We start from the raw sequence: 9,377 nt of genomic DNA, 5'->3' as shown, positions 1-9,377 counted from the left end.
ACCCCGGACACCACCCCGGCCCCGCCCAGCGTCATGCCCGCCATCGCCACCCGGGTCGGCCTCTCCCACACCGAGATGGCCCCGGTCTCGTCCACCCCGGCCTGGCCGGCCCGGGCGCGCAGGTAGTCGGGGAACCAGCACAGCGCGCCGAAGGCGACGGCCAGCCAGGCCGGGGCCCCGGCGGCCCAGAAGGCCAGCGCGTAGGCCACCTCGGTGAGCCGGTCGACCGCGGAGTCCAGCACGAACCCCCGCCGCCCGGCCCGGCCGCCGGCGATGGCCAGCGCGCCGTCCAGGGAGTCCAGCAGCCCGGAGAGCCCGACCAGCACGCCGGCCAGCACCAGCCAGGGGCCCCCGGCCGCGGCCGGGCCCACCGCGGCCCCGGCGACGGCGAGACCCAGCACGGTGACCGCGAGCGGTGGGACGCCGGCCAGCGGGCGGGCCAGGGTGTGGGCGATGGTCAGCCAGCCGCGGACCACGCCGCTGGCTCGCGGGTCCGTCCCGCCATGCCACTGTGACCAGGCTGTGAAGTAGTCCTCCCGGGACAGGAACGGCGGCACGGGTGCAGTCCACCAGGGACAGTGGTGTCGTGCTCGCCGGACTCGCCCCCGCCCGCCGCCGCCTCGTGCTCGGGCTGCTGGCGGGGCTGGTCGTCGCGGTCCTCGCCGTCGGCGCGGCCGTGCTCGTGCCGCGGCTGACCGCCGGCGACCCGGCGCCGGTCTCCCAGGCCGAACCCGGTCCGGTGCTGCTGGTCCCCGGCTACGGCGGCTCGACCCGGTCGCTGCAGACCCTGGCCGACGCGCTGACCGCCGTGGGCCGGGACGCCACCGTGGTGCCGGTGCCCGGTGAGGGGACCGGGGACCTGCGGGAGTCCGCCGCCGTGCTGGCCACCGCCGTGGACGAGGCCCTGGCCCGCACCGACGCCGACAGCGTGGACGTCGTCGGCTACTCCGCCGGCGGCGTCGTCACCCGGATCTGGGCGGCGGACGGCGGTGCCGAGCAGGCCCGGCGGATCGTCACCCTGGGCTCGCCGCACCACGGCACCACGGTCGCCGACCTGGCCGGCTCCTTCGCCCCCGACCAGTGCCCCGAGGGCTGCCAGCAGCTGCGCACCGACAGCGAGGTGCTGCGCGGGCTGAACGCCGGTGACGAGACCCCCGCGGGCCCGACCTGGGTGTCGGTGTGGACCGACGTCGACACCACCGTGACCCCGCCGGACTCCGCCCGCCTCGACGGTGCGCTGCAGCTCACCGTGCAGTCGGTGTGCGCCGACAGCCGGGTGCAGCACGGGCAGCTGCCCTCGGACCCGCTGGTGCAGGGCATCGTGATCGCCGAGCTGGCGTCGGGCCAGCCCGTGGCGCTGGGCCCCGCGGACTGCGCGCGCCTGTCCGGCTGAGACACCGGGAGCGGTGGCCGTCAGGCCCGGTAGGCGTCGGCCTGCATCGCGTACATCTCGGCGTACCGGCCGCCTGCCGCGACCAGCTCCTCGTGGCTGCCGTGCTCGACCACCCGGCCCTCGTGGAGCACGTGGATGACGTCGGCGAGCCGGACGCTGGACCACCGGTGCGAGATGAGGACGGCGGCGCGGCCGTCGAGCACGCCGCGGACGTCGCGGAACAGCTCGTGCTCGGCCCGCGGGTCCAGGGCGGCGCTGGGCTCGTCGAGGACCACCAGGTCCCGGTCCCGGTAGAGCGCCCGGGCCAGCGCCAGCCGCTGCCACTGCCCCCCGGACAGGTCCGCCCCCTCCCCCAGCTCCACACCCAGGACGGTGTCCAGCCCCTGCGGCAGGCGCCGGACGGCGTCCCCGATGCCGACCCGGTCGAGCACCCGCTCGACGTGCGCGCGGTCGACGGGCCGGCTGCTGTCGGAGACCGTCACGTTGTCCAGGACCGACATCTGGTAGCGCAGGAAGTCCTGGAACAGCACGCTGGTGCTGGCCCGCAGGTCCTCCCCGGACAGCTCCCGTCCGTCCCAGCACAGCACCCCGCCGCCCGGCGCGTAGAGCCCGGCCAGCACCTTGGCCAGCGTGGTCTTGCCCGACCCGTTCTCCCCCACCAGCGCCACCACCTGGCCCGGTGCCACGGTGAGGTCGACGCCGTCCACGGCCGGCCGGTCCCGCCCGGGGTAGCGGAAGGACACCCCGCGCACGGTGAGCCCCGAGCCGAGGGGGTGCCGGACGCCGCGGTCCGCGCGCGCCGGGTGGTCGGCCAGGAACGAGTCCAGGTCGGCCAGGAAGGGGGCGGCCTCCACGAGCTGTCCCACCGCCCGGAAGACCCGGCTCAGCTGCCCGCCCAGCAGACGGGCGGCCACCGCGGCCGCGCCGGCGTCGGGCAGGCTGATCCGCCCGGCGGCCGCCAGCCCGACCACGACCACCAAGGCGCCTGCCAGCGCGAGCGCCGAGGCCACCAGCCCGGCCGCGGCGGTGCGCCGACGGGTGGCGACGTGCGCCGACAGCCGGGCCAGGTGGGCCCGGTCCTCGACGGCGTGCCGGCGCATCAGCTCCGGCGCGGCGTCGTGGGCGCGCAGCTCGGCCGCGGTCACCCGGTGGCTCAGCAGCGACTTCAGGTAGCCCCGCCGCTGGACCGAGGCGGTGGACCGCCGCGCCAGCGAGAACTCCGCCCGGCTGGCGCGGCGGGACAGCAGCACGGCCGGGACCGCGCCGACCAGCAGCAGCGGCACCAGCACGGGGACGACGGCGGCCAGGGCGCCGGTGAGCACGAGCGCGCCGAGCAGCCCGCCCCCCAGCCCGAGCACCGCCGAGACCACCGCCAGCGGCCGACCCACGGCGTTGCCGCGGACCCGGTCCAGCCGCCCCAGGAAGGCCGGCGACTCGTAGGTGACCAGGTCGACGGCGGCGCACGAGGCCAGCAGCCGACCCCAGACGGCCTGGGACACCCGCTCGCCGAGCAGCCGCAGGTGCAGCCCCTGCAGCACACCCACCGAGCCGGACACCGCCGTCAGTGCCGCGACCGCGACGAGCGGGAGCACCAAGTCGGTGCCCGCGCCCTCGTCCAGGACCGCCCGCAGCGCGAGGTGGCTGGCGGCCACGACCCCGAGACCGCTGAGCGCCCCGACCAGCGACAGCACCCCGGCGAGGACGGTGCCGCGGGGATCGGCCCGCCAGACGGTCCGCGTGGCCTCGGCGACCGGCAGTCTCCCGAGCCGGGCGATCACCGCGAGTGCCCGAGACGCTGCGGACCGTGCTGGCACCGGTTTAGCCTTCCACCCATGCCACCGCCGGTCGCCGACCCCGTGGGCGTCGTGGACCCACGGACCGTCGTCCGCACCGGGCTGGCCGCCACGCTGGCCTCGGTCGAGGGCCTGGAGCTGGTCGCCGTGCACGCCGACTGGGCCGACGTCGACGACCCCGACCACGTCGTCTGGGTGTCCCCGACGGCACCGCGCGGGCGCGCGGTGCGCCGGGTCGACGCCGAGGACCTGGACGTGGCGGACGGGGCCGCGCTGGCCGCCCGGGTGCAGGCGGCCCGGCAGCTGCCCGGCCCGGGCCGGCCGGCGACGCCGGCTCCGCTGTCCCCCCGGGAGGACGCGGCGCTGACCGCCGTCGCGGCCGGTGTCCCCGCCACCCGGACCGCCGCAGAGCTGGGCATCAGCACCAAGGCGGTGCACAACGCGCGCCGGCGGGCCATCGTCAAGCTCGGGGCGGCCACCCAGGTCGAGGCCGTGCGGCTGGCCCACGAGCTCCGCTCGGCCGGCGTGCCGCTCACCCGGGGCGACGCGGACGCGTGAGCACCGCGTCCCTGAGGGTCGTGGTGGCCGGCGGCAGCCTGCTGGTCCGGACGGCGCTGCGCGAGGCCCTCGTCCAGGGCGGTGGGGACGACGTGGCGGTGACGGTCGCCGGACCGGCCACCCCGCTGACCGGCGGCGCCGACCTGCTGCTGGCCGGGGTCGACGTCGACGGTGTGCCGCTGGTGACCCTGCTCGCCGACGTCCTCGCCGCGGGGACGCGGGTGCTGGTGGTCTGCCCCCGGGACCGGGCCGGCGCGGTCCCCGAGCTGCTGCTCGCCGGGGCCTCGGGCGTGGTGCTGCTGGAGGACTGCACCGCCGCGGACCTCTGGGCCGCCGCCCGGCACACCTCGACCGGCCGGGCGACCCTGCACCCCGCGGTCGCCGCGATGGTGCTCCAGCAGTGGCGGGCCGTCCGCAGCGAACGCCTCCCCACGCTGACCGCCAAGGAGCGGGAGGTGCTGGCCGCGATGATGGGGGGCGAGCCGGTGAAGACCATCGCCCGGGCCCTGGGCCTGTCGGCGCGCACGGTGGACAGCCACCGGGCCCGGATCTTCGTCAAGCTCGGCGTCCGGAGCCACGCCCAGGCCGTGCAGCGTGCACTCGACCTGGGCCTGGTCCAGCCGTGAGCCGGTCAGCTGAGCAGGTTGCCGAACTCGTCGGAGTCCTGGGCCGGGCCGGTGCCGACGCCCGGGATGGCCAGGATGACGCCGTCGGCGGTGCCGAAGTTCTTGTACTGCAGGGTCATGTCGTGCAGCGACCCGATGGTGGTGATGGCCGGCGACTCGTAGCCGTGCTCGTTCATGGGGCTCCTCGGTCCGGTGGAGTCCCGACCGTAGGGCCGGGCCGGTCGCCCGGTCACCGGGCAGCTTCACCTAGGTGACCGCCACGCACCGGGTGGGGACGCCGGCGGCGGCGACCGCGCCCACCGGCTGCTACGGGCTGGCCCTCCCCGACCTGACCGACGCCGCCCACCTGCTCCGCCCGGTGCCCGCCGACGCCCCGGTGCTGCGGGTGACCCAGTCCCGCGGCGCCCCCACGGGCGTCGCCGACGTCCTGGGCGCGGACCGGGCCTCCTTCGCCATGGCCCGCGACGCCGGCGGGGTGCACCTGGACCGGGCCGCGCGGACGGCGCACTTCACCACCGTGCGCCCCCTCCCCCACGACCACCTGGTGCACCCGCACCTGGCCCTGGTCGCCGCGGTGCACGGGCACTGGCTGGGCCGGGACGTCCTGCACGCCGGGGCCTTCGACGTGGGTGGGCGGGCCTGGGGCGTGCTGGGCGCCCGGGACGCCGGGAAGAGCTCGCTGGTCGTCCAGGCGCACCTGCTGGGTCGTCCGGTGGTCACCGACGACGTCGCGGTGCTGGCCGACCGGCACGTGCTCCCCGGACCGGGGCTGGTCGACCTGCGGCGCAGCGCCGCCGAGCACCTGGGCCTGGGGACGCCGATGGGCGTGGTCGGCCGGCGGGAGAGGTGGCGGGTCCCGGTGCCACCCACCGGCCCCACCCCGCTGGCCGGGTGGATCGTGCCGGCGTGGGGACCGGAGGACCTGCAGCCGGTGCCGCCGGTCGCCCGGGTGCCGCTGCTGGCCGGGTCCTCGGCGCTGCGGCGGCCCCCGGCCGACCCGGCCCGCTTCTTCGACCTCGCCGGGTTCCCGGTGCTGCTGTGGCACCGCCCGCGCGACTGGGCCCGGATGGCGGCCAGCACCGAGCTGCTGCTGGCCCGGCTCAGCGAGCGCGGCTGACCGCCCAGGCGGCCTGCAGCAACGGGTGGGTGCGGGCGTCGGGGCGGGCCGAGCGCCACTCCCGCCGCAGCGCGGGCGCGTCGACCAGGTCCGGGTCGACCCCGGCGCCGTCCCAGGCCTGCGCGAACGCCCGGGTCCGCGCGCCCCAGAACGCCCCGTCGAAGCTCGCCTTCCCCACCCGGGCGACCGTCTCCTGCGGCAGCACGTCACCGAAGAGCCGGACCATCTCCCGGGTCCGGTGCCGCGGCCCGCTGACACCGCGCTCGCGGGCCAGCGCGACCAGGAACGCGGGCTCGGTGAACGGGTGCAGCACGGCGGCGTCCTGCCCGGCGCCCAGCAGGCCCAGGCTCTCCCGGGTGACCTGCAGGTAGCGCGAGCGCCACCAGTCGGCCCGCAGGGCCCGCCCGTGCCGGACCGGCTCGGCGGCCCGGGCCTGCCGCCACCGCTCCCGGACCTCGGCGTCGACGTGCGGGTGCAGCCAGGGGCTGGGGGCGCTCGGCTCGGGACGGCGGCGGTCCAGCACCCACCGGCGCACGGGCCCGGGGGCCGCCGCCCCGCACAGCTCCAGCAGGTCCGCCGGCTCCGGCCGGGCGGTGCGGGTGACCAGCCGGCCGACCCGGTCCCAGGCCCAGCCCGGGCTCATCACCTCATCGCCCCCGAAGCCGGTGACCAGCGTGCCGCCCCGGGCGAGGGCCGCCACCGGGGCGTGGAAGAGCGTGTTGGCCGGCCACAGCACGCCGTGCCGGTCGACCAGCTCCGCGGCGACCGGACCGGTCAGGTCGAGCTCCCCGTCGACCCGGACCACCTCCCAGTCGGCGATCCCCAGGTGGTCGACGACCCGCTCCTGCCAGGCCGCCTCCTCGGCGGCGGGGACCCCGGCGAAGCGCAGCGTGACCGGCACCGGCGGTGGGAGGCCCTCCCGCCGGGCGACCGACGCGGCGACGGCGAGGACCGCGGAGGAGTCCCGGCCGCCGGAGAAGCTGACCACGCACGGCGGCCGGGCCAGCGCCTGCCGCAGCACCTGCTCGAAGGCCACCCGCGCACCGGGGCTGCCCGGCATCGCCCGGGCGAGGGGCGGGTGGGAGGAGGGACCCAGCGGGAACCCGGCGGCCAGCTCCAGTGCGCTCAGCTGCCACGCACCGGTCACCCCGGTCGCGGCGGTCACGGCGGCGACAGCCGGTGGATCTCCCGGTAGCGGCGGGCGACGGCGTCGTGGGCCTCGACGTCGAGCCAGGCGTGCGCCCGCACCCCGGCGGCCCCGGCGGCCCCGGCGGCGATGCCGACGACGACCTCGCAGGGCACCCGGTGCGCGGCCAGCCAGGCCTGCAGCACCAGGCACCGCTCCAGGCAGGTCGGCTCGAGCCGCCGGAGCACGGCGTCCACCCCGCGGCGCGCCCCGGCGGGCAGCGCGGGCGGTGCCGCCACCACCGCCCGGACACCGTCGGCCCGCAGCGCCGTCCGGGCCGACCGCACGGAGCGGGCGGCCCACCAGGCCGCCCGCCACGTGGCCGGGGACACCCGCCCGGTCAGCGGGGTGCGGCGGTAGCCGCCCCACTGGGCGCGGGTGTGCAGCCGGGACGGCGCGGGCGGTGGGGTCACGTCTCGAGCAGACCGCGGGTGACGAGGTCGGTGAGGAAGGACGTGACGTCGGCGGTGGCCCGCTCCGGGGACACCCCGAACTCCTCCTGCAGCGCCGCGGCCAGCTCAGCGGTGGTGCTTCCCTCGGCCAGCCGGGTCCACAGGGCCCGGCCGGCGGCGTTCACCCCGAGGTAGTCCGAGGTGGTCAGGTCCAGCACGATGACCTCGCCGTCGGCCTCCCGCCAGGACACCGCGCCCGCCCGCAACCGCACGACCTGCTCGTCCCCGCTCACCGCGGTCCCCCTCCTGCACCGGCGGCCCGGACGACCGCCCAGCCGTAGTCTCCGCCGCCGGTGTCGACGACGGCCAGCCCCGCCGCGGCTGCCTCGTCGGCGACCTGGCGGCGGGTGAAGTGGTGCACGAAGTTGGGCGCCAGCGCGTCGCCCAGCAGCGGCGGCTCGGCGCCCCGCCACCGGCGCAGCGGGCGGGCCACCCGGACCGCGGTCCGGAACTGGCGGCGGTCGCGGGGCAGCGGGAAGTAGGACAGCAGCACCGGGCCGCCGCCGGATGCCGCCGCTGCGGCCCGCAGCAGCTCGACCCGCCGGGACCGGGTGGGCACGAGCATGTAGCTGCCCCACCCGAGCACCACGGCGTCGGTGCTGCCCGGCCCGACCGGGAAGCCGGTCCGCCCGCTGGGTGCCACCCGCTCGCCGAAGCCGTCGGCCGCCGTCAGCGCGGCGCCCACGGCGGCCAGCGCCGGGTGCGGTTCGTGGCCCCGGACGTCGAAACCGCGGGCCAGCAGCGCGAGCACCTCACGGCCCCCGCCCGCCCCGGTCACGACGACCCGGCACCCGGGCGCCAGGTGGGTGGCGACCACGTGCTCCTCCCAGTCGAAGAGGCCCTGCCGGTTGTGCTCCTCGGTGCCGTAGACCGGCTCGCGGTCGTAGAAGGCCCGGTCCACCCGGGCGGTGTCCTCCTCGTCGAGCAGGCCGAGCCAGAGCCCGTCCCAGGCGCCCCGGGCCCGGTGCACCACGCCCTCCAGCAGCCGCTCGCCGGCCAGGTAGGCCCGGATCACGCGGGCTCCCGGGCGACGGCGGCGAGGAAGGCGGTCAGGTCGCGCTCGTCGCCTGCGGGGTGCAGCGCCGACCCGGGCGCGTCGGCACCCTGCACGAAGACCGCCGGCCGCCCGGTGGCCCACCGCCGCGCGCGGGCGCCGAGCAGGGCGGCCACCGTGCGGTGCTCGGTGGCCCCGACGGCGACCCGGGCCGGCCAGGTGCCCAGGTCCGTGGTGCACGAGGGGACCCGCGCGCCGACCGCCCGCTCGGCGAGCAACCAGTCCCGCCCGGCCAGCGCGCGCAGCACCCCCGGCGGCACCGGGGCGTCCAGGAGGGCCGCGGTCCGGGCCAGCACCAGCCCCACCGCGACGGCGACCCCCCAGGCGTGGGCACGCTCGGCCACCCGGTCCCAGTCCACGGGCCGGTCCTGCACCGACAGCGCGACGTCCAGCAGCCAGGACGTGCGGGCTGCCCCGGAGAGCGCGGCGTGCAGGCACACGTGCACCAGGGCCTCGTCCGGGTCGAGCGCGGGCACCGGCCGGCCGGCCAGCGGGACCGGGGCCGCCCGGTCGAGCAGCTCGGAGGTCGCCACCGAGGTGTGCTGCCGCCGGGAGGCCCGGTTCACCAGCGTCCAGTGCAGGTCCAGCAGGGTCCCGAACCGGCCGCGCAGGGCGAGCTCCCCCGGCAGCTCGCGGCGGAGCAGCGCCAGGTTGCGGGTGACCAGTGACCCGCCGGCACTCGTCAGCGCGGCCAGCGCGTCGCGCAGCCGGTCCGGCGGGACGAGCAGGTCCAGGTCGGCCGCCGCCCGGTCGCCTCCGGCGCGGGCGTGCACCGCGGTCAGCACCGGGCCCTTCAGGCACGCCCACGGGATGCCCGCGGCGTCCAGCGCGGCGCCGGCGGCCGTCAGGTCGGCGTCGGTCTGCAGCTGTGCGCGGCGGGCCCGGTCGCGCCGGGCGAGGGCCTCGGCACGGAGCCCGGCCGGCACCCCGGGCACGCCGTCGCCGAACCGGGCGAGGACGAGCCACGCCCGGTGGTGGACGACGGCGGCCCGGAGCGCACCGTCGTCCCCCGTCCAGGCCGGCGCCGGGTCGTCGTGGCCCGCGGCCCGGCGGACGCACCAGAGGACGACGTCCCCCGGTGCCCGGGACGCGGGGCCGGTGCGACTCAGACCGCCCGCCGTCCCAGGGCCCGGTAGGACCAGCCCGCCGCCTCCCACACGTCACGGTCCAGGGCCTGCCGACCGTCCAGCACCCGCTT

General features: G+C 78.5%; 12 protein-coding genes. 4 read left to right on the top strand and 8 right to left on the bottom strand.

The window, feature by feature from the left end; genetic code table 11:
* The coding region (locus AC0IVP_RS21530) for a CDP-alcohol phosphatidyltransferase family protein (RefSeq protein ID WP_471759231.1) at nt 1-557 on the bottom strand (557 nt) is incomplete at its 3' end.
* 29 nt (nt 558-586) lie between these two features.
* Here AC0IVP_RS21530 and AC0IVP_RS21525 point away from each other — a divergent pair.
* Nucleotides 587-1,393, top strand: coding sequence for a lipase family alpha/beta hydrolase (locus AC0IVP_RS21525; protein ID WP_471759230.1), 807 nt, complete (start codon nt 587-589; stop codon nt 1,391-1,393).
* Nucleotides 1,394-1,413: 20 nt separating this feature from the next.
* Here the strand turns inward: AC0IVP_RS21525 and AC0IVP_RS21520 are convergent, their stop codons facing one another.
* Nucleotides 1,414-3,171 (bottom strand): ATP-binding cassette domain-containing protein, encoded by a 1,758-nt coding sequence (locus AC0IVP_RS21520; RefSeq protein WP_471759229.1) that lies wholly within the window; start codon nt 3,169-3,171, stop codon nt 1,414-1,416.
* A 54-nt stretch (nt 3,172-3,225) separates the two neighbouring features.
* Here AC0IVP_RS21520 and AC0IVP_RS21515 point away from each other — a divergent pair, with 54 nt between their 5' ends.
* Both AC0IVP_RS21515 and AC0IVP_RS21510 read left to right on the top strand, forming a co-directional pair.
* Entirely contained in the window at nt 3,226-3,744 is a 519-nt protein-coding gene (locus tag AC0IVP_RS21515) for a response regulator transcription factor (RefSeq protein WP_471759228.1), read from the top strand.
* Entirely contained in the window at nt 3,741-4,370 is a 630-nt protein-coding gene (locus AC0IVP_RS21510) for a LuxR C-terminal-related transcriptional regulator (protein WP_471759227.1), read from the top strand. Before AC0IVP_RS21515 ends, AC0IVP_RS21510 begins: the two co-directional genes overlap by 4 nt.
* Nucleotides 4,371-4,375: 5 nt before the next feature.
* On the opposite strand, the gene AC0IVP_RS21505 is transcribed toward AC0IVP_RS21510, so the two are convergent.
* Nucleotides 4,376-4,546 (bottom strand): hypothetical protein, encoded by a 171-nt coding sequence (locus AC0IVP_RS21505; protein ID WP_471759226.1) that lies wholly within the window; start codon nt 4,544-4,546, stop codon nt 4,376-4,378.
* Nucleotides 4,547-4,620: 74 nt separating this feature from the next.
* Here AC0IVP_RS21505 and AC0IVP_RS21500 point away from each other — a divergent pair, with 74 nt between their 5' ends.
* Entirely contained in the window at nt 4,621-5,487 is an 867-nt protein-coding gene (locus AC0IVP_RS21500; protein WP_471759225.1) for a hypothetical protein, read from the top strand.
* On the opposite strand, the gene AC0IVP_RS21495 is transcribed toward AC0IVP_RS21500, so the two are convergent.
* The 5 genes from AC0IVP_RS21495 to AC0IVP_RS21475 are packed head-to-tail and all read right to left on the bottom strand — an operon-like array spanning nt 5,471 to nt 9,114.
* A complete protein-coding gene (locus AC0IVP_RS21495; RefSeq protein ID WP_471759224.1) occupies nt 5,471-6,652 on the bottom strand; it encodes an asparagine synthase-related protein in 1,182 nt (393 codons plus the stop codon). The two genes, AC0IVP_RS21500 and AC0IVP_RS21495, sit on opposite strands and share 17 nt — an antisense overlap.
* Nucleotides 6,649-7,086 (bottom strand): lasso peptide biosynthesis protein, encoded by a 438-nt coding sequence (locus AC0IVP_RS21490; protein ID WP_471759223.1) that lies wholly within the window; start codon nt 7,084-7,086, stop codon nt 6,649-6,651. Before AC0IVP_RS21490 ends, AC0IVP_RS21495 begins: the two co-directional genes overlap by 4 nt.
* Nucleotides 7,083-7,358: a PqqD family protein gene (locus AC0IVP_RS21485; RefSeq protein ID WP_471759222.1), complete on the bottom strand. Its 276-nt coding sequence runs from the start codon at nt 7,356-7,358 to the stop codon at nt 7,083-7,085. The genes AC0IVP_RS21490 and AC0IVP_RS21485 overlap by 4 nt, the downstream gene beginning before the upstream one ends.
* The gene (locus tag AC0IVP_RS21480; RefSeq protein ID WP_471759221.1) at nt 7,355-8,140 is read right to left on the bottom strand and encodes a hypothetical protein; all 786 of its coding nucleotides are present in this window, start codon (nt 8,138-8,140) and stop codon (nt 7,355-7,357) included. Before AC0IVP_RS21480 ends, AC0IVP_RS21485 begins: the two co-directional genes overlap by 4 nt.
* On the bottom strand, nt 8,137-9,114 hold the full coding sequence (locus AC0IVP_RS21475) for a nucleotidyltransferase family protein (RefSeq protein ID WP_471759220.1): 978 nt from the start codon (nt 9,112-9,114) through the stop codon (nt 8,137-8,139). The genes AC0IVP_RS21480 and AC0IVP_RS21475 overlap by 4 nt, the downstream gene beginning before the upstream one ends.
* Between the last annotated feature and the right edge of the window lie 263 nt (nt 9,115-9,377).

The sequence above is a fragment of the Klenkia sp. AC732 genome, assembly GCF_979256525.1.
The sequence above is the reverse complement of the archived record's forward strand: the minus strand, read 5'-3'. Positions and strand labels throughout refer to the sequence as shown.

Coding starts and splice junctions, on each gene's coding strand:
- AC0IVP_RS21505 (WP_471759226.1), bottom strand. CDS start 4,546: ATGAACGAGCACGGCTACGAGTCGCCGGCCATCACCACCATCGGGTCG.
- AC0IVP_RS21515 (WP_471759228.1), top strand. CDS start 3,226: ATGCCACCGCCGGTCGCCGACCCCGTGGGCGTCGTGGACCCACGGACC.